Annotated in this window: 12 protein-coding genes; 7 read left to right on the top strand and 5 right to left on the bottom strand. The window is 67.5% G+C overall.

Annotated features, from left to right (window positions below; all coding sequences use genetic code 11):
- Window positions 1–59 precede the first annotated feature (59 nt).
- Complete coding sequence (locus BN996_RS15995; protein WP_089780710.1) at window positions 60–5,276, top strand: PVC-type heme-binding CxxCH protein; 5,217 nt, start codon at window positions 60–62, stop codon at window positions 5,274–5,276.
- Window positions 5,277–5,393: 117 nt separating this feature from the next.
- Here the strand turns inward: BN996_RS15995 and BN996_RS15990 are convergent, their stop codons facing one another.
- From BN996_RS15990 to BN996_RS15980, 3 genes are all read right to left on the bottom strand, one after another.
- A complete protein-coding gene (locus tag BN996_RS15990; protein WP_089780708.1) occupies window positions 5,394–6,794 on the bottom strand; it encodes an alkaline phosphatase family protein in 1,401 nt (466 codons plus the stop codon).
- Window positions 6,791–7,987 (bottom strand): inositol-3-phosphate synthase, encoded by a 1,197-nt coding sequence (locus BN996_RS15985; RefSeq protein WP_089780706.1) that lies wholly within the window; start codon window positions 7,985–7,987, stop codon window positions 6,791–6,793. Before BN996_RS15985 ends, BN996_RS15990 begins: the two co-directional genes overlap by 4 nt.
- Before the next feature lie 79 nt (window positions 7,988–8,066).
- Window positions 8,067–8,276 (bottom strand): hypothetical protein, encoded by a 210-nt coding sequence (locus tag BN996_RS15980; RefSeq protein WP_042664437.1) that lies wholly within the window; start codon window positions 8,274–8,276, stop codon window positions 8,067–8,069.
- A 172-nt stretch (window positions 8,277–8,448) separates the two neighbouring features.
- Here BN996_RS15980 and BN996_RS15975 point away from each other — a divergent pair, with 172 nt between their 5' ends.
- The 6 genes from BN996_RS15975 to BN996_RS15950 all read left to right on the top strand — a co-directional run bounded on the left by BN996_RS15975 (window position 8,449) and on the right by BN996_RS15950 (window position 16,304).
- Complete coding sequence (locus BN996_RS15975) at window positions 8,449–9,228, top strand: TatD family hydrolase (protein WP_193310970.1); 780 nt, start codon at window positions 8,449–8,451, stop codon at window positions 9,226–9,228.
- Between the two features lie 3 nt (window positions 9,229–9,231).
- On the top strand, window positions 9,232–10,107 hold the full coding sequence (locus BN996_RS15970) for a sugar phosphate isomerase/epimerase family protein (protein ID WP_089780704.1): 876 nt from the start codon (window positions 9,232–9,234) through the stop codon (window positions 10,105–10,107).
- 45 nt (window positions 10,108–10,152) lie between these two features.
- A complete protein-coding gene (locus tag BN996_RS15965; RefSeq protein ID WP_089780702.1) occupies window positions 10,153–11,115 on the top strand; it encodes a UbiA family prenyltransferase in 963 nt (320 codons plus the stop codon).
- A gap of 94 nt (window positions 11,116–11,209) precedes the next feature.
- Complete coding sequence (locus BN996_RS15960) at window positions 11,210–12,061, top strand: sugar phosphate isomerase/epimerase family protein (protein WP_042665264.1); 852 nt, start codon at window positions 11,210–11,212, stop codon at window positions 12,059–12,061.
- 409 nt (window positions 12,062–12,470) lie between these two features.
- Window positions 12,471–14,393, top strand: coding sequence for a PGF-CTERM sorting domain-containing protein (locus BN996_RS15955; RefSeq protein ID WP_089780700.1), 1,923 nt, complete (start codon window positions 12,471–12,473; stop codon window positions 14,391–14,393).
- 246 nt (window positions 14,394–14,639) lie between these two features.
- Complete coding sequence (locus BN996_RS15950) at window positions 14,640–16,304, top strand: multicopper oxidase family protein (protein WP_089780788.1); 1,665 nt, start codon at window positions 14,640–14,642, stop codon at window positions 16,302–16,304.
- Between the two features lie 11 nt (window positions 16,305–16,315).
- On the opposite strand, the gene BN996_RS15945 is transcribed toward BN996_RS15950, so the two are convergent.
- Both BN996_RS15945 and BN996_RS15940 read right to left on the bottom strand, forming a co-directional pair.
- On the bottom strand, window positions 16,316–16,921 hold the full coding sequence (locus tag BN996_RS15945; RefSeq protein ID WP_089780698.1) for a YqaA family protein: 606 nt from the start codon (window positions 16,919–16,921) through the stop codon (window positions 16,316–16,318).
- Between the two features lie 193 nt (window positions 16,922–17,114).
- A complete protein-coding gene (locus tag BN996_RS15940; protein WP_089780696.1) occupies window positions 17,115–20,141 on the bottom strand; it encodes an FAD-binding and (Fe-S)-binding domain-containing protein in 3,027 nt (1,008 codons plus the stop codon).
- Window positions 20,142–20,155: the final 14 nt, after the last annotated feature.

The following is a 20,155-nucleotide window of genomic DNA, read 5'->3' as shown; positions in this document are numbered from 1 at the left end:
AGCGGCGCAGCCCTGTAATCGCACGGTAACCAACGACGACAGCGACCGACGCAACACACATGACACACGACGACGACACGACACGGGAAGCGAACGCCGGCGACGGCGACAGCGAGCGACTGAACATCAACAGGCGCGACTTCATGAAAGTGAGCGGCGCCGGGGCGGCGAACTTCCTCGGGGCCAGCGGCGTCGCGCAGGCGAAACAGCTCACCACCGACGACACGATTCGCCTCGTCGCGACGGAGGGTGACGTCCTCGCGGCGTACACGAACGAGGAGTCGGTCATCGAGGGGTCCGGCCTCGCCGACGCCATATCCGACTGGCGTCAGGGCGACCTGACGACGAACTCCCTGTTGAAGGGAATCAACAGTTGGCGCAACGGGACGGAGGTCGAGACCTCGGCGGACTCGTTCTCGTGGGTCGCGACGGCGCCCGACGAGATGGAAGACACCGTCAACCCGACGCTCGTCATGCACGAGGGCGAGGAGTACGAGATAGAGCTCTCGAACGTCATGGACGAGGCCATCACGTTCGTCCTCGCGGACCCGACCGGGGAGGAGATGCAGTCCTTTTCCACGATGGAGGGGTCCGGCGACTCGCAGACGGTCACCTTTACCGCCGAGTCGTCGATGGCGATGTACTACGCCGAGGAACACCCCGAGCAGATGCGGGGGAGCGTCGAGATAACGCCGCCGCCGGCCGAGGACAACATCAGCGTCCTCATGATGGGCGGTCCGCAGGGCGGCAGCCACAACGGCCCCGCCCGGCAGGTCCAGCTCACCGAGTACATGCTGAACCGCGGCATCGAGGTCCAGTACACCGACCGCCTCGCCGACCTCGAACCCGACGTGCTCCACCGCTACGACGCGTGGGTCATGATGGACAACCGCGGCGCGAACTACGGCCAAGAGCTGACCGCGGAACAGGAGCAGTCCATCGTCGAGTTCGTCGAGAACGGCGGCGGCTTCATCCCGATTCACAGCGCCTCGGCCTGTTTCACCGGCTCGGACGCCTACATGAACCTCGTCGGCGGTCAGTTCGCCGACCACAACTACAACGAGATGACGACGAGCTTCGCCCAGCCGAGTCATCCGATTCTGTCGAACCTCGACCCCATCACGGTCGAAGACGAGACGTACCGCCACACGAACCTCAACGACGACATCAACGTCCTCGCCTACGGGCAGTTCCCCGACGGGGACAGCATCCCCGAGTACGACGAGGGCCGCGAACAGGGCGAGCCGTGGTCGTGGACCCGAACGCAGGGCGACGGTCGCGTCTTCTACACCGCGTGGGGCCACGGCAGAGCGCCGTGGGCCACCGACGGCTTCAAGGCGCTCATCGAGAACGCGATTCGCTGGGTCACGAAGAACGAAGACACCATCGCCGACGACACCAAGGTCCTCAACGACCTGGAGTTCATCGACGCCGACATCCCGTACTATCCGCCGCCGGAGGGGAGCCTCCTGACGCCGGAGGTCCCCGAGGAGGTCGGCAGCGGGACGAGTTGGAACAAGATGCAGCGGGCGCTGAATCCCAGCGAGACGGTCCGGCGGACGATTACGCCGGAGGGCTTCGACCTCAAACCGTTCGTCACCGAGGCCGACCTGCCGGACGACGCGAAGGGGAACATCCTCGACGCGAAGTTCGACGAACAGGGTCGCGTCTGGCTGTCGGTCACCCGCGACTACCCCAACGAACTGGGGCAGAACCGCGACAAAATCGTCGTCTGCGAGGACACCGACGGCGACGGGCAGGCCGACGAGTTCACCGTCTTCGCGGACGGGCTCTCGATTCCCCCGAGCATGGTGGTCGTCGACGACGGCGTCGTCGTCACCGACCTCGATGACCCGAGCGAGAGCGGGAAGTTGGTCCACCTCGCCGACACGGACGGCGACGGACAGGCCGACGAGCGAACCGTCCTGTTCTCCGGGTACGGTAACGGCGACACCCACGCCGGTCCCAACGAACTGGTCCACGGCATCGACAACTGGATTTGGGGACAGGTCGGGTACGGCGGCTTCAGCGGCACCATCGCCGGCGAGGAGCGAAACTTCAGCTCCTCGGTCTACCGATTCAAGTTAGAGGACGGCTCGGTCACCGACTTCGAAATCGTCGGGGCGCTCCCGGGGAACCAGGCCGGCCTCGGCTTCACCGAGGAGGGCCTCGCGTTCGGCTCGGCCGCGACCTCTGGCCGACCGAGCAACTACTTCGCCATCCCGCATCAGCACTACGACCTCATCGAGGGGACCGGACCGAACGACTTCGGCGCGGCCTCCGACTCGAATCGGTTCCTCCCGGTCACGGACCGCGTCCGGCAGGTCGACCTCCACGGCGGGTACACCGCGGCGACCGGCCACACCATCTACACGGCGCGTGAATATCCCGAGAAGTACTGGAACAACACCGGCTTCGTCGGCGGCGGAACGGGACACCTCCTCGGGACGTTCTTCCTCTCGCAGGACGGCGCGGGGTACACCAACCACTACGCCCACAACATCGCGGGCGCGACAGACGCGTGGTTCGCGCCGTCGTACTCCTCGGTCGGTCCGGACGGTATGCTGTGGTTCATCGACTGGTACAACTACATCTACCAGCACAACCCGACACCCGACGGCTTCGACAACGGCCCCGGGAACGCGTACATGTCCGAGGTACGCGACCACGCGACCGCCCGGCTCTTCCGCGTCGTCTACGGCGACGACGACGGCTACGAGCCGACCGACCTCGCGGACGCGAGCGTCTCTGAACTCGTCGAGGCGCTGTCGAGTTCGAACATGTTCTGGCGGCGGACGGCCCAGCGGCTGTTGGTCGAACGGAACGAGACGGGCGCGCTCTCCTCGCTCGTCGACCTCGTCACGACGGAGACGCTCGACGAGGTCGGCCTCGACCCGGCGGCGATTCACGCGCTGTGGACGATGCACGGCCTCGGCGCGCTCGACGCCGACACCGGGAACAGCACCGCGATTCAGGCCGCGCTCGGCGCGCTGACGCACTCCTCGCCGGGCGTCAGACTCACCGCACTCCGCGTCCTCCCCTCGACGACGGACACGCGGGGGGCGATTCTCGACAACGACCTCCTCAACGACGAGGACGGTCGGGTCGCCATGTGGGCGCTCGTCGCGCTCGCGCAGACGCCGGCCGACGACGCCTCCGGCGAGGCGGTCTACCAGATGATTAGCGACGAGTCGAACTACCGGGACACGGTCCTCGTGGACGCGGCGTCGCTCGCCGGCGCGACCCACGCCGACGGCTTCATCCCAGCGTACGAGGCCAACGAGGACACGAGCGACGGCGGCGACACCGGCGACGACCTCCCGAACCTCATCGAGAACCCCTCGTTCGAGACGCCCGTCGGCGGCGACACCGGCGACTCCGACGCGATGCCCGTCGGCTGGTCGAACACGGGCTACTCCGGCTCGCCCGAGTTTTCGTACGCCGAGACCGGCTACGAGGGCGACCGGAGCGTCCAAGTCTCGTCCACCGAGGGCGCGGACGCGTCGTGGAACGCGACGGTCGCGGTCGACCCGAACACCGAGTACACGCTCTCCGCCTACGTCAAGACCGACAACGTCCAACTCGTTGACGGCACCGCAATCGGCGAGGGGCCGCTCGGCGCGACCATCAGCGTCGAGCAGATAGCGAACGCGGACTCGGGCACGCAGTGGGACACGATTCCGTCCGGACTGACCGGCACCAACGACTGGACGGAGGTGAGCACCACCGTCAACAGCGGCGACCTCGAAGAGCTCCAGATTAACTGCCTGTTCGGCGGCTACGGCGAGGCGACCGGCACGGCGTGGTTCGACGGCGTCTCGTTGACCGACCCGGACGGAACCGACGTGCTCTCGAACGGCTCGTTCGAAGAGAGCACCGGCGGGAGCGAATCCTCGATGCCCGCCGACTGGACGACGAACACGTTCGCGGGGACCGCCGAGTACACCTACGCGGACGCGGGCCAAGACGGCAGTCAGAGCGTCCAAATCTCGTCCACCGAGGGCGCGGACGCGGTCTGGCTCGCCGACGGCATCTCGGTCCAGCCCGAGACGGAGTACACCCTCAGCGGCTGGATTCGAACCGAGAACGTGCAGGCGAGCGACTCGGCCCGCGGCGCGCTGTTCAACGTCCACAGCACTGACTTCGAGACCGACCCGCTGACCGGAACGAACGACTGGACCGAGGTGAGCACCACGTTCACGACGGGTGCCGACACCTCGACGGTCCAGATTAACTGTCTGTTCGGCGGCTTCGGCAACGCGACGGGGACGGCGTGGTTCGACAACGTCTCGCTGACCGACCCCGACGGGAACAACCTCCTGCCGAACGCCTCGTTCGAAGAGGCCGCGGACACCGACTCGTCGTCGGACCCCGAGGGGCCGGCGAACTGGGAGGGAATCACCTACGGCGGCACGGCCGAGTTCACCTACACCTCGGACGTGGCGCGGACGGGTGATTACAGCGTTCGCGTCGACTCCACGGAGGGCGCGGACGCGTCGTGGTCGCAGTACCGCGACGACCTCGAACCGAACTCCGAGTACCGCTTCCGGGCGTGGGTCAGGACCTCGGACGACTTCAGCAACTCCGAGGACGGCTTCGGCGAAATCGGAAGCTCCTACGGCGTCACCATCAACGTCCACTCGCTCGGACAGGGCTCTGTCACCGACTACTACACCGACCCCGTCGACGACTGGCAACTGCTCGAAACGACGTTCTCGACCGGCGCGTCGCCCGGCGAGTTCCAGTTCAACCTGCTGTTCGGCGGCTGGGGCAACGCCACCGGCACCGCGTGGTTCGACGACACCGAACTGACGCGCATCGGCGGCTCCGGCAACGGGCTGGAACTCGTCTACGACCGCGTCACCGAACACGTCGATGCGACCGGCGGCGATGGCAGCGACGACGGCGGTAGCGACGACGGCGGCAGCGATGTCATCCCGTCCGGGTCGACCATCGAACTCGAAGCCGAGAGCAACGAGGGTTGGACCGGCGTCGCGCCGTCCGGTATCGCGGACGCGACGAACCCGACGCTCACCCTCGAAGCCGGCGGCGAGTACACGGTCACGTGGACGAACCGAAACGGCGCGCCCCACAACTTCGAGGTCGTCAACGGCGACGACTCCGTCGTCAACGACATCTCCACGTCGTACCTCGCGACGCAGGGCGAGTCACAGAGCGTCACGTTCACCGTCACCGACTCGATGGCGGAGTACGTCTGTCGCGCCCACAGCTTCCGGATGCGCGGCACCATCGAAATCGCGAGTTCGAGTAACTGAGCGGGCGAACCCCGTTCCGACTGCGGTCCGCGGCGTCTTTTCTTTCGTATCGAACTCGAACCGAGCGACGCGGAAAATCAGTGCGCCAAGCGCGCCGCGGCGATGGCGGTGGCGAAGCTACGCTCGCGGCCCGGCGAACAGCGACGGGCGCTCGAACCCGAGCGACACGTCGTCCGCGATGCCGAGGAGGTCAGCGACCGTCGGGGCGAACCGCCGGGCATCGACGACGCCACCGGATGAGCCGTCGGGCGCCGCCGGCCCGCCGAAGCCGTAGAAGCCGTGCGTGTCTGGGTCGACGCGACCGTGCGACCCGGACACTTTCGTCGGGTCGAGCGTCACGAGTCCCTCGTCGCCGAGGAACAGTTCGCACGGGTCGAAGCCGGGCTTGGCGTGGATGTCCATCTCCGTCGCGTACGACGGCGCGTCGGCGTCATCGGTCCACCAGTAGTACTGGAACCACGCGTCCGCGTCCGAGACGACGACGAGGTCGCCGGCGTTCGGGTGGTCCGCGTCGCCCCGCGCCTCGCCTTCGAGCACCGCGTCGACGCCGGGGAGCGCTTCGAGCACCTCTCGGGCGGCCGCCGGCCGGTCGGTGTACACGTGCGCGATTTGGTGGTCGACCATGGCGAACGCCGACGACGCGGCGATATCGACCTCCTCGCCGCCATCGCCGTCGTCGCGCACGGAGAGCAGGCCCGCCTCGCGGAGCGCTCGGTTCGGAAATACCGGGGTGTCGACCGCGTTGATGCCGTACTCGTTGACGACGCCGACCGCCGTCTCGGACCAGCGGGACGTCGCTTCGAGCCAGTTGAGGAACTCGCCGACGAGGTCGTCGACGACGCCCACCGCCTCCCGGAGTTCAGGCGAGTCGGGGCCGTGCCGCTGGGCGTCGTAGTCGAGGTGCGGCACGTACACCCACAGCAGGTCCGGGTCGGACCGCGCTATCGACTCCCGCGCGGCCGCGAGAATCCACTCGCTGCTCCGCTCGTCGGCGACCGGCCCCCAGTAGTTGTGCAGCGGGAAGTGGCCGTACTCCTCGCGGAGGCCGTCGTAGAAGCCGTCGGGGTTCGTCCAGCAGTCCATCTCGACGAGGGTGTTGTCCTCGTCCTCGATGGGCGACGGCGTGACGGCCACGTCGGCGCTCGTCCCGATGAGGTGTTGGAAGAACAGCGCGCCGGTCGTGAGTCCGGCCTCGTCGCTCGCGGCCTCCCACAGTCGGGTTCGCGTCCCCCGGTCGCGCTCCCAGAACTCGGCGACCTGGCGCTCGCGGTCGAACTCGCCGCTGGACACGTCGCCGTGGGCCGCGGGCGACCGCCCGGTCGAGAGCGTGGTCTGCGCGGGGACGGTGACGCTCGGAAACGAGGGTTCGAGCGCCCCGGACGGCTTTCCGGCGAGCAGGTCGGCGACGTTCGGTGCCAGCCCCTCGTCGAGGTGTTCCTGCTGGAGTCCGACGATATCGAGGACGACGACGCGACCGGCACCGGGCGCACTCGCGTTCGAGGGACTGTGAGTCGTCACAGTCCCTCCGCGTGGCGCTCCGCGTAGTCGTAGAGGAGTCGGAACTGCTCGGACAGTTCGTGGCTGTCGACGCCCTCGGGCGACTTGAAGAAGGACGCGAGGTGCGGCATCGTCCCGCCCTCGCCGCGCTCGTCGGCGAAGGCGGCCAACCGGACCAAGTCGAGAACGAGCGGCGCGGCGAGCGCCGAGTCGGCTCCCTCCCACGTGAACTGCATCTTCATCTCCGTCCCGAGGAAGCCCTCGAAGTGGACGTGGTCCCACGCGGTCTTCCAGTCGCCGAGCGACGGCGTGTAGTCGATGCGGACGGCGTTGTGGGTCTCGTAGCCGAGAATATCGTCCAGCAGGCCCCCCTTGCTCTCTATCTTCCCCGCCTTGTTGGCGTCGTCTTCGAGGACGAGTCCGTCGCTGTTGCCGAGGATGTTGTGGCCCTCCCACGAGAGGACGCGCAGGTTCCGCCCCGCGAACATCGGTCCGAGCGCGGACTTCATCAGCGTCTCGCCGGTCTTCCCGTCGCGGCCCATGTGCGGGACGCCGTTTCGCTCCGCGAGTTCGCGCAGGCCGCCGAGCGAGGACCCGGTACTGGGCGTGAAGTTGACGTACGGGTGGCCGTCGAGGAGCGCCGCGTAGGCGTACAGGGCGCTCGCGGGGAGGTTCGGGTCGTCGCGCTCGACCGCCGTCTCGAACGCCTCCACTGTCTCGTAGTCGCCGGGCGTCGGAATCGGCGGCTCGGTCGACGCGGCGTTCACGACGACCAGCCGGTCGACGTCCTGCGAGTCGGCGAAGGCGGCGTAGTCGGCCCGTATCTCCTCGACGATGTCGGCGACGGCCACGTCGGCGCTCGCCGTCTCCGAGGACATCCCCTCGACCGCCTCGCCGCACCGCCGGGCGGTCCCGAGTTCGACCCGCTCGTCGATTTCGCGCAGGTCCTCGCGGACCGCGTCGAGGGTGTCGGGTGCCACGACGCCGCCGTGACCCGCCATCTCCTCGGCGGTCTCCTCGATGCGCTGGGACCGGATGTCGTGGCCCCCGAACACGAGGTCGTCGACGGCGGGAAGGTCCAGCGCGGCCACCGGTTCGCGGGCCGTCACCATTCCGGTCGTGTCCGCGACTCCGCGTGCGATTGCGCGCGCGCCGGTCATCGAGACGCTCGCGACGTTACCTCTGGCTCCGATAATCCACACTCCGACTGTCATCGACTCACGATTGCGGTGGGCGATACATAACCTTGTCCGTCAATCATGTTGTTTCCGCGCCGATGCCGGGGGCGACCGCTCACCAGTCGAGGGAGGTGTCGGCGTCCCGCCTGTCGAGTTGGTCGCCGTGCTTGCTGAAGTCGAGGTTCCGGTCGAGGACCGTCTCCTCGGGGTGTCGCCACGTCTCGTCGCAGTCGACGCAGCGCCACTCCTCGTAGGGACGGCCGTCCTCGGGGGTGACGCGGTTCGATTCTATCGGCTCGCCGCAGAACGGACAGTGTTCCGGCATGCGACTACGGCGTCGGCGCGGACGAGTAAATAGCTGTCTCCGCCGGCGTGCGGGGTCGCCTCGGTCGGGCGTTTCGTCCCCCACTCCGGCGTCGTCATCGAACCCACCGAAACAATGATTAACTACCATCAGAGAGGTAGGTCACATGTCGATACCAATTATCGACCCGCACATGCACATGGTCTCTCGGTCGACGAGCGACTACGAGCGCGCCCGGCTCGCGGGCGTGGAATGCTGCGTCGAACCGGCGTTCTGGAGCGGGACGGACAAGCGACACGCGGCGTCGTTCTTCGACTACTTCGAGCAGATAATCGAGTTCGAGACCGACCGGGCGGAGCGGGCGGCGGGCATCGACCACTACGTCACCGTCGGCCTCGAACCCAAGGAGGCGAACTACCCCGAGATGGCCGAGGCGGTGATGGACGGTCTTCCCGAGTACCTCGACCGAGAGCACGTCGTCGGCCTCGGCGAAATCGGGCTGGACCAGGGGACCGACGCCGAGGAGTACGCGTTCAGACGCCAACTCAGGATGGCGGAGGAGCGCGAACTGCCGGTCATCATCCACACCCCGCACACCCAGAAGCCCGAGGGGACCGAGCGACTCGTCGAGATGATTCGGGAGGAAGACGTGACCGAAGAGCGAATCGTCATCGACCACAACACCGAGAACACGGTCGATATCTCGCTGCAGACCGACTGCTGGCTCGGCTTCACGCTCTACCCCGGGAAGATAGACGCCGAGACGACCATCGACATCCTCGAAGAGTACGGCACCGACAAGATGTTGCTCAACAGCGCCGCCGACTGGGACCCCTCGGACCCGCTCGCGGTTCCGAAAGCCCGAGACAAGATGCTCGACCGCGGCTGGGACCGAGACGAGGTCCGAAAGGTCGTCTACGACAACCCGCGGGAGTTCTTCGGCCAGTCGCCGAACTTCCACTACGAGGTGTGACCGATGGAGTTCGGCTTCTCGATGAACGCGTTCCGGCAGCGAACTCTCACCGAGGGCGTCGAGGCGATAGCCGACGCCGGCTACGACGGCGTCGAAATCCTGCTCGACGACCCGCACCTGTTCCCGGGGACGGCCGACGGCGACGACCTCGAACGCGCTCGGACGCTCCTCGACGACTGCGGTATCGAAGTCAGCAACTGCAACGCGTTCATGCTCAGCGCCATCGAGCCCTCCGCGGAGAGTCGGGCGGCGACGTTCAACCGCGATACCGAGGCGTTTCACCACCCCTCGTTCGTCGAACTCGACCCCGAGGACCGACAGGCGCGGGTCGAGCACACGAAGAACGCGCTCGCAACCGCGGCCGCGCTCGGCTCGGAGAGCATCTCGGTTCCGCCGGGCGGGCCGGTCCCGGAGCGCATGTCGCGGGCCGATGCGCTCGACGCGCTCGTCCGGGGCCTCCGCGAGGTCGCCGACGCCGCGGAGAAACTCGGGGTCGACGTGCTGGTCGAACCCGAACCGCACCTGCTCATCGAGACCTCCGAGGACTTCCTCGACCTCGTCGACCGGGTCGACTCGCCCCGTATCGGCTGTAACTTCGACGCGGGACACTTCTACTCGGTCGGCGAGGACCCGGTCGAACTGGTGGAGACGCTCGCGCCTTACACGCCGCACTACCACCTCGAAGACATCCCCGCGGACCGCACCCACGAACACACCCAACTCGGCGAGGGGGCGATGGACATCGACGGCTTCCTCGACGCGGTCGAAGCGACCGGCTACGACGGCTACGTCACGGTCGAACTGTACCCCTACCAAGAGACCGCGGCGGAGACGGCCCGGACCGCGATGGAGTACCTCGAAGCCCATGGCTGGGCCTGACCGCCCGAGTCGGACACGAATCCCCGTCCGGGCGACTGACCGACGATGAATCGAACGAACGCCACACCCGCGGCCGGCGACCTTCGACGCTCGCTTTCGAGCCTCGCCAGACTCGTCCGCGCCCCGAACCTGTTCACCGCGCCGCCCGACGTCATCCTCGGGGCGGTACTGGTCAGCGGCGGTCGCCCGTCGGTCCCGCTGTCGTCGCTCGCCAGCGTCGCGCTCGCCTCGGTCCTGCTGTACGCGGCGGGTACGACGCTCAACGACTACGCCGACGCCGGCGAGGACGCCCGGCACCGCCCGGAGCGACCGATTCCGTCGGGGGACGTGTCGCGCACGCGAGCGAGAAATCTCGGCGTCGCACTCCTCTGTGCCGGCGTCGTCGTCGCCGCGGCCGCCGGGGGACCGACCACCGGCCTCGTCGCCGCCGCCCTCGGTACGCTCGTCGCGCTCTACGACGGCGCGCTCAAGGACACGCCGCTCGGCTTCGCGGCGATGGGTGGCTGTCGGGGGGCGAACGTCGCCCTCGGCATGGCGGTCGTCGCGGGGTCGCCCTCCGCTCCGACGGCCCTGACGGTCCCGGCGTGGGTGTACCTCGTTCCGGTCGTCGTCGCGCTCTACATCGCCGGCGTCACGTACATGGCCGAGCGGGAGACCGGCGCGGGCGACTCGCGGGCGGCGCTGGTCGGGATAGCCGGCGTCGGACTCGCGGTCGGGTCGGTGGTCGCGGCCGCCGCGACGGTCGGCGTCGACCCAGCCGACTCCGCGACGCTCGCCGTGGCCGGCGGACTCCTCGTCTGGTTCGCGGCGTGGACCGGCCGCGACCTCCTGACCGCCTACGCCGACCCCCGACCGGGCACCATCGGCCCCGCGGTCGGTACGTGCGTCCTCGGACTCGTCGTGCTGAACGCAGCGGTCGCCGGACTGCTGAGTCCCGCGTGGGGCGTCGTCGCGGCGGCGTTCGTCGTCCCCGCGGTCGGCCTCTCGTCGGCGTTCGACGTGTCGTGAACTGGTCCGGCGCGTCGGCGACGGAGACATCGCGCTCCGTCTCGGACGTTGGCAGTACCAAAACAATTATTCATGTGTGACTGTACCACGACGTATGGTACAGTTAGCCTTCTCCACGAACGCGTACACGCGTTTCGACCTGCCGGAGGCAATCCGACGAATCGCCGATCACGGCTACGACGGGGTCGAGATACTGGCGGACGAACCGCACGCGTTCCTCGCCGACTTCGACGAGACGGACCGCGAGCGCGTCGTGGCCGCGCTGGACGAGACCGGACTCTCCGTGTCGAACATCAACGCGAACACGACGTGCGGTTACTACGACGACGCGCCGCCGTCGGCCTTTTTCGACCCGACGCTCATCTCGGGCGACGAGGAGGACCGCCGGTGGCGCATCGAGTACACGAAGGCGGCTCTCGACTTCGCCGCGCTGGTCGACGCGCCCGCGGCGTGCGTCGCAAGCGGGTCGGCGCTCCCCGGGACGCCGCCGGGCGAGGCCTACGACTACCTGCTCGAATCGCTCGACGAACTCACCGACTACGCCGAAGGCGTCGGCGTCGACCTCGGTATCGAGTTCGAACCGGAACTGCTCGTCGAGTGCACCGAGGAGGTGCTGACGCTCATCGACGACGTGGGGAGCGACGCGCTCGGCGTCAACTTCGACGTCGGCCACGCCGCCGTCTGCGGCGAGGACCCCGCCGAGAGCATCCGACAGTGCGCCGGTCACATCACCGGCATCCACCTCGAAGACATCGAGGGCGGCCGCGGCGGAAAGCACTACCACCTCATCCCCGGGGAGGGCGATATCGACTTCGAACCCGTCTTCGGTGCGCTCGACGACATCGGGTACGACGGCTTCGCGACGTTCGAACTGTACACCTACCCCGACGAACCCGACGAGGCGGCCCGGCGCGCGCGAGACGAACTGGTCGAATACGCCCGCTGACGGGCGGAACACCGGCGCGAATTCGCGGTTCGAGACACCGGACAGCGACCCGAGCGGACTCGAACTCCCGCGAGCGGCGTCCCGCGAGTGGCGTCGCGGTCCCCCCGACCCGCGGCCGTTCCGAGATAATCGTTAACTATTTGCATGGCGCTTTCGATTCACACGCTGACTGCATGCTTTCCAGCAAGAGCGAGCTATCCGCATCCAGAGGTAGCGCGCGCCCGAGACGCCAGTCTCCCGACCGACGAGTCGAACAGACACCGCCGGCGACCCCGCCCCGCCGAGACGAGCCGAAGCGGCCGTCACAATCCCAGTCCGCTCGCTCATCATGAGGCCGGACATTCCACGTCCGGGGCGGTCGGCGGAGCTCCGGCACGCGCTTCCGGTCGTCGTGGTGGCAGTTCTCTTGGTGGTCGGTTCGCTCGGACTGGGCGCGGCTGTCGCGCCGGTCGCCGCGGACGCTCACGGCGGGACCCTCGTGCGGACGGTCGACGACGCGACGCTCGCGCCCGGCGAGTCCACCACCGTCACGGTGGAGATAAACGCCTCCGAGCGGGGGAACTTCACCGTGGTCGAAGCGCTGAGTCCGGGCTTCGCGTCGGTCGAACTCGTCGACGACGACGGCGCGGACTTCTCCGGCGTCCGCGACGCCAACGACGAACTGTTCGCCACTTACGGCGACCGAGAGAACGTCACGCTCCAGTACCGCGTGACCGCCGCCGACTCGGCGAATGCGACGACCCACGAGCTCACCGGCTACGGCGACTTCGGTCTCGAAGACACCCGAGCCACGACCACCGGCGACGGGGAGATCAGCGTCTCGACCGACGGCGGGTCGAGCGTGATTCGGTCGGTCGACGACGCGACGCTCGCGCCCGGCGAGTCGGCGACCGTCTGGGTCGCCGTCGACCGCGACCGGGCGGCGAACTTCACGCTCGTCGAGGAGTTCAGCCCGGCGTTCGGCTCGGTCGAAATCGTCGATGCCGACGGCGCGGACTTCTCCGGCGTCCGCGACGCCAACGACGAACTGTTCGCCACCTACGGTGAGCGGGAGTTGGCCACGCTCGTCTACGAGGTGACCGCCGACAACGACGCGACGGCCGGCACGGTCTACGAGTTCGACGGCTTCGCGGACGCGAACGGCTCGCAGTCCGCGACCGGCGGGTCCGGCGAAATCAGCGTGCAGGCGTCGGACGGCGACTCCGGCGCGGTTCGGTCGGTCGATGACGAATCCCTCGCGCCCGGCGAATCGACCACGGTACGGGTCGAGGTCGACCGGGACGAGGCGACGAACTTCACCATCATCGAGGAGTTCAATCCCGCGTTCGCGTCAGTCGAACTCGTCGACGACGACGGGGCTGATTTCTCCGGCGTCCGCGACGCCAACGACGAGCTGTTCGCTACCTACGGCGACCGCGAGAACGTCACCCTCGTCTACGAAGTGACCGCGGGCGACGACGCGGGCGCCGCCACGGCGTACCAGTTCGACGGCTTCACCGACGTGAACGGGTCGGAGCTGACGACCGGCGGCACCGACGAACTCGACGTTCAAAGCGGGTCCGACGACGGTTGGGACCTCACTCGCTCGGCAGACGACACGACGCTCGAACCCGGTGAATCGACCGTCGTCTCGGTCGAAATAACCGGGAACGAGACGACGAACTTCACGCTCGTCGAGGAGTTCAACCCCGGCTTCGCGTCGGTCGAACTCGTCGACGACGACGGCGCGGACTTCTCCGGCGTGCGGAACGCCAACGACGAACTGTTCGCCACCTACGGCGACCGAGAGAACGTCACGCTCCAGTACCGCGTGACCGCCGGCGAGGACGTGGACGAAGACGCCTCGTACCAACTCGACGGGTTCGCGCAGTTCGACGCCGACGGCACGGAGATGGACGTCGACGGCGTCGAGTCGCTCACAGTCGGTTCCGACGGAGTCGCCGGCGGTGGCGGCGGTGGCGGCGGTGGAGATGACGATGACGATGACGACGACGGGAGTGGTGATGACGACGACACAGACGACGGGAGTTCCGACACGCCCGAGTCCACTGACTCCCCGGACGACGGCGACGATGAGGACACCGACGACGACAACGGTGACGACGGCGGTGACGACTCGAGTGATGGGGACGACTCAGACGACGACTCGGACGACGATGACGACGGGTCGGACGACGACTCGGGTGACGGAGCGCCCGAGACGGCGACCCCCGAGACGGACACGTCCGTGACGACCACGACGGACACGCCCGTTCCCGGGTTCGGTGTCTCGGTCGCGCTCGTCGCGCTCGTGCTCGGCTCGGTCTTCCTCGCGCGCCGGCGAACGAACTAACGGGACGACGAGACGATTGGCCCTCCCCGCACCTTCTCCGTTCCCCCTCGAACCTCCGTCGACCAACGCGTCCTCCAGCCTCTCGAACAGCGTTCTCGGGCCTGACTCGGACATTCAGAAGTTTTAATATAATAACTCCCAAGTCGTAGTTCAGGGTCCATCATGACAGAATGGTCTAGGCGGCGGTTTCTACAGACAGGCGCAGCCCTCGGCATCGCCGGAACGCTCCCGCAGACGACGACGAACGTGTCGGCGGCGTCACCGGCGTTGGATAAGTTCGTGCAACCGCTCCCGATTCCGTCGGTTCGAGAGCCCGACGGACAGCGAGACGGCGCGGACGCCTACGAGATCTCGGTCTCCGAGTTCACCCAACAGCTCCACCCGGACCTGCCGGAGACGACGGTCTGGGGGTTCGACGGGTCGTACCCCGGGCCGACCATCGAGGCGGACGCCGGGAGTCCGGTCCACGTTCGATTCGACAACAGCGACCTCCCCAGCGAGCATCTCTTTCCCGTCGACGAGCGAATCGGCGGCACGACGTCGGAGAACCACGCCGGCTACGACGGCCCGGTCCCGGAGGTCCGGACCGTCACCCACTTCCACGGCCTCGAAGTCGCCCCCGCGAGCGACGGACAGTCCGACATGTGGACCTCGCCGGGCGGGGTCGAGGGGCCGCGGTTCGAATCGGAGTGGCAGGAACTCCCGATGGAACAGGGGCGAACGACCTCGACGTACCACGACCACACGCTGGGTATCACCCGGCTCAACGGCTACGCCGGGCTCCTCGGTCTCTACTCGATTACGACCGACGCCGAGCGCGAACTCGGTCTGCCGTCGGGCGACTACGATATCCCGCTTCTGTTGCAGGACAAGGAGTTCAACGACGACGGCTCGCTGTACTACCCCGAGGAGTTCGTCTCGGCGTTTCTCGGCGACACGGCCGTCGTCAACGGAGCCGTGTGGCCGTACGTCGAGGTCGAACCGCGGCGGTACCGCCTCCGCGTCGTGAACGGCGCGAACCACCGGTCGTTCGACCTCCAGTTCGAGAACGAAAGCGGGTCGGGCGTCCCGACGATGTATCAGTTCGCGCCCGGTCACGGCTTCCTCGAATCCGTCGTCCCCATCGGGCCGAGCGGCGACCTCGATTCGCTCCTGCTCACGCCCTTCGAGCGCGGCGAACTCGTCGTGGACTTCTCCGACCACGCGGGCGAGACGCTCACGCTCACCAACGGCGCGGACATGGGTCCCGAACTGACCGACCTCGTACAGTTCCGCGTTTCAGACCCGTCGACGCCGCCCGAAGACGCGAGCGCCGACCCGACGGCCCTGTCGCTGCCCGCGCCGGCCTCGTACGACGAGAGCGACGCGCGGGTGACCCGCGAGATGACGCTCGGGACCGAAGTCGACATGGAGAACGACTTCATCAAGTACACCCTGAACGGCCACGTCTTCGGCGACGAGGGCGCGCCGGTCTACCCGCAACTCGGGTCGACCGAGATATGGGAACTGCAGAACGAGTCGGGCGGTCGGCACCCGATTCACCTGCATCTCGTCACGTTCCGGGTCATCGGCCGCGGGCCCGACGGGACCCAACCCCCGGACCCGAACGAACTGGGGCCGAAGGACACCGTCCGGGTCGACCCCAACGAGCGCGTGCGGATAATCGCCACGTTCGAGGGGTACACCGGACAGTTCCCGTGGCACTGCCACATGCTCGAACACGAGGACAACAAAATGATGATTCCGTTCGTCGTCGAGAACCCCATCGCGGCCTACGCGAACGAGGAGAACGTCGTCGACGCGACGGGCCTGACCGACGCGGTCGGCGACTGGCGGAACGACGACCTCGAAACCGAGGTCCTCCTCGAAGTCATCGACCAGTGGCGGAGCGGCGACGAGGTCGCCGACTGAGCGCCGTCGAGTTACTGCATCGGGTCCGCAGACGGCTCCGAAAACCACCGACTGCGTACGGCGTACGCGACGAGGACGACCGCGGTGGCGACGCCGATAATCGAGTACACGTCGACCTCGGAGAGCGACCGGGCGGCCTCGCCGAGGTAGACCGCCAGTATCGCTTCGAGCGCGTACCGCCCGCCGCGGCCGAGCACCGACGCCGCGAGGTACGTCCGGAGGTCGAGGTCGAACACGCCCGACCCGATAGAGAGCAGTTCGTACCCCTCCGGAATCGGCGCGAACGCCCCGAACGCGACCGTCGCGAACCCCGAACGCTCGAAGTAGCGCTCCACCTTGTGAATCCGCTCGCCAGCGAACCGCGAGTCCAGCGCGCGTCGGCCGCCCTTCTTGCCCATGAGGAAGCCGACCAGCCCCGCCGACACCGACCCGACGGTGGCGACGACCGCGTACAGGAGCGCGAACTCGGGGTTCGTCGCCGAAAGGGGAACGAGCACCAAGTCCGGCGGGACGGGCAGCAAGAAGAATTCGAGGAACGCCACGAGCAACAGTCCCGGCGCGCCGAGCGAGGCGAAAAACGCGGTCGAGAGTTCGACGGTCTCCAGTACGTCTAGCATCGTCGTCTCTACGCACCCGCTGCTGTCAGTAATAAGTATCGCCGGTCGTGAACTTCGGCTCCGCGGGCGGGAGCCTTCGAAACGAGGAGTCGCCGCGGGTGCAAAGCGGCGGGTTCGGTGCTGGTTCGTGAGTCGCGTCGGGCCTTGTGGTTCGCGGGGGAGTGCGTCAGGCTATCGGGTGTCGGTGACGTGGTCAGTCGAGGGCTTCGGCCATCTTCTCGATGGGGTGTGGCGGGCGGGACTCGCCGGGTCTGTCGCCGAGTTGGGAGCGACACGACGCGCCGGGTGCCGTGACGACGTCGCCGGGGCTCTCGTCGACCTGACCGAACAGGATTTCGCCGATGCCCTTCGAGAGTTCGTAGTGCTCTTCCTCGTAGCCGAACGACCCGGCCATCCCGCAGCAACTGGAGTCGAGCGGGTCGACGGCGTAACCGGAGCGACGCAGGACGCCCACCGCGTGGTGGTCCTTGTTCGTCGCCTTCTGGTTGCAGTGTCCGTGGTACGTCAGCGTCTCGGCGGGGGCGTCGAAGTCGAGGTGCTCGTCGGCGCGAACGACGTCGAGGTACTCCATGATGCCGTAGGCCGACCCCGAGACGAGTTCGACGGCCGTCCCGTCGAGGAGGTCGAGATACTCGTCTTGGAACATCACCGCGTCGGAGGGCTCGACGAAGACGACCGACCAGCCGTCGTCGACGTAGGGGCGGAGCCGCCCGACGTTGTGTCGTGCCCGGTCGCGGGCCGTGTCGAGCATCCCCATCGAGAACGCGGCGCGACCGCTCGATTCGAGGTCGCTCGGAATCCGCACGTGGACGTTCGCGGCTTCGAGGACCTCGACGGCGGCTTTCCCCGGTTCGGGGTAGTTGTAGTTGGTGTAGGTGTCGGGGAACAGAAGCACCTTCCCTCGGGCGTCGGCGGGCGACACCGACGACCCGCCGCGGGCCTCGAACCACTCTTCCAGCGACTCGCTGCTGAACGTCGGCAGTTCGCGCTCGCTGGCGATGCCGAGGACCTTCTCCATCAGGAGGCGGCTTCCCGGTAGCTCCGCGGCGACGTTCGAAAGCGGGGCCAGTTTGCTTCCGAGTTCGGACAGCGTGTCGATGTTGCCGAACACCCGCGAGCGGAGGCTGGTGCCCTCCTTTTGGTGGTACTGGTGTTTCACCTCGGACTTCAGCTTCGCCATGTCGACGCCGGTCGGGCAGTCGCTCTGACAGCCCTTACAGCCGACACAGAGGTCCAGCACCTCGGTCTGGAAGCGCTCGGAGTACAGTTCGTCCTCGGGGAGTTCGCCCGAGATGGCGGCCCGGAGCATGTTCGCGCGCCCGCGAGTCGTCTGGACTTCCTCCTTCGACGCGCGGTAGGTCGGGCACATGGTGTTCGAGTCGGTCTGTCGGCAGGTGCCGCAACCGTTACAGAGTTCGACGAGGTGCGAGAACCCCCCCTCGTCGGAGAAGTCGAGGTCGGTCTGGGGCTCGACGGACTGGTAGTCCGGACCGTACCGGAGGTTCTCGCGCATGTCCGCGCCGACGCCGCGGTCGCTGTCCGGTCCGGGGTCCGAGGGTCCGTCTCGGTAGACGACGTTGCCGGGATTGAACACCCAGTCGGGGTCGAACGCCGTCTTCAGCTCCTTGAACGCGCCCCAGAGTTCGGGCCCGTACATCTTCGGGTTGAACTCGGTCCGGGCCATCCCGTCGCCGTGCTCGCCCGAGAAGGCCCCGTGGTGTTCGACGACGAGGTCGGTCACGTCGTCGGTGATGGAGTGCATCTTCTCGATGCCCTCGTTCTCTTTGAGATTCAGAATGGGGCGGATGTGGAGCGTCCCCGACCCGGCGTGGGCGAAGTACGCGGCGGACGTGCCGTGGTCCTCCAGCACGTCCTCGAACTTCTGGACGTACTCCGCGAGTTCCTCGGGCGGGACGGTCGCGTCCTCGATGAACGGGTAGGGTTTCGGGTCGCCTTCGAGGCTCATCAACAGCGGAATCGCGGCTTTGCGGAGCTTCCACAGTCGGCCTTGGCTCTCCTCGGAGTAGGCTTCGAGCACGTCGAACGCCGCGCCGGAGTCGACGAAGTGGGCGTTCGTGTCGGCGACCGCGGCCTCGAAGTCGTCGACGAGTTCGTCGTCCCACTCCAGCATCAGCGCCGCCTTCGCACCCTCCGGGATGGGTTCGGCGTACTCGGCGTAGCCCTCAGACTCGCGGGCGAGGCGGAACACCTCGTCGTCCATGAGTTCGACGGCGCTGACGGGGAATTCGAGGGCTTCGGGAACGGCCTCCATCGCCTCGACGAGGTCGTCGAAGCAGTACAGCGCGAGCGCCGTCTCGTCCGGTTTGGTGACGAGCGAGACGGTTGCCTCGACGATGACGCCGAGAGTCCCCTCCGCGCCGACGAACAGCTTCGAGAGGTTGATGACCTCCTCGCCGTCGTCGTTCTCGTAGATGACCTTCTGGAGGTTGTACCCCGACACCGAGCGCTTGAGCGACGGATATCTGTTCTCTATTTCTGACTCGTGGTTCTCGACGAGGCCCCGAACCGTCCGGTAGATGTCCGCCTCCAAGTCGCCTTGGGCGAGAATCGACTCGTACTCGTCGCCGTCGAGGACGACCTCGCGGGTGTGAATCCGCGACCCGTCGGCCAGAATCACCTGTAACTCCTCGGTGTAGGCGTCGGTGATGCCGTAGCGGACCGAATGCGCGCCGGTCGAGTTGTTGCCGATACCGCCGCCGACGGTCGAGCGGTTCGACGAAGCTGGGTCCGGCGCGAACTTCAGTCCGTGGTCGGCGAGCGCGGCGTCGAGGTGGTCTTGGACGCATCCCGGCTGGACGGTCGCGCGCTTCGCCTCCGGGTCGATATCCACGATGTCGTCCATGTACTTCGTGAAATCGACGACGACGCAGCCCCGGCCGACGGTCTGGCCGCCCAGCGATGACCCCGTTCCGCGTGGCAGAACGGGGACGCCGTGACTCGTCGCCGTCTCGACGGCGGCGCGCACGTCGTCGGCGTCCCTCGGCACGACGACTCCCGCGGGTCGCGCCTGATAGATACTGCCGTCGGTCGCGTACAGCACCTGCGCGTACTCGTCGAACTTCACGTCACCGTCGACGCGGCCCCGTAACTCCGACGCCAACGCGGAGTACGCCGCCACGTCCGGCCGGTCCAAGTCTAGCGTCGTCGCCGATGTCTCTCCTCCCCGAGGGGAGTCGAGAATGTCTTCGACTGCCATCATCAATGGTACACATA

This window comes from Haloferax massiliensis, from assembly GCF_001368915.1.
Taxonomy (GTDB): domain Archaea; phylum Halobacteriota; class Halobacteria; order Halobacteriales; family Haloferacaceae; genus Haloferax; species Haloferax massiliensis.
The sequence above is the reverse complement of the archived record's forward strand: the minus strand, read 5'-3'. Positions and strand labels throughout refer to the sequence as shown.

Excerpts from the sequence above, each read along its gene's own strand:
- BN996_RS15995 (WP_089780710.1), top strand. The coding sequence starts at position 60 with ATGACACACGACGACGACACGACACGGGAAGCGAACGCCGGCGACGGC.
- BN996_RS15985 (WP_089780706.1), bottom strand. The coding sequence starts at position 7,987 with ATGACAGTCGGAGTGTGGATTATCGGAGCCAGAGGTAACGTCGCGAGC.
- BN996_RS15980 (WP_042664437.1), bottom strand. The coding sequence starts at position 8,276 with ATGCCGGAACACTGTCCGTTCTGCGGCGAGCCGATAGAATCGAACCGC.
- BN996_RS15975 (WP_193310970.1), top strand. The coding sequence starts at position 8,449 with ATGCACATGGTCTCTCGGTCGACGAGCGACTACGAGCGCGCCCGGCTC.
- BN996_RS15970 (WP_089780704.1), top strand. The coding sequence starts at position 9,232 with ATGGAGTTCGGCTTCTCGATGAACGCGTTCCGGCAGCGAACTCTCACC.
- BN996_RS15965 (WP_089780702.1), top strand. The coding sequence starts at position 10,153 with ATGAATCGAACGAACGCCACACCCGCGGCCGGCGACCTTCGACGCTCG.
- BN996_RS15960 (WP_042665264.1), top strand. The coding sequence starts at position 11,210 with ATGGTACAGTTAGCCTTCTCCACGAACGCGTACACGCGTTTCGACCTG.
- BN996_RS15945 (WP_089780698.1), bottom strand. The coding sequence starts at position 16,921 with ATGCTAGACGTACTGGAGACCGTCGAACTCTCGACCGCGTTTTTCGCC.
- BN996_RS15940 (WP_089780696.1), bottom strand. The coding sequence starts at position 20,141 with ATGATGGCAGTCGAAGACATTCTCGACTCCCCTCGGGGAGGAGAGACA.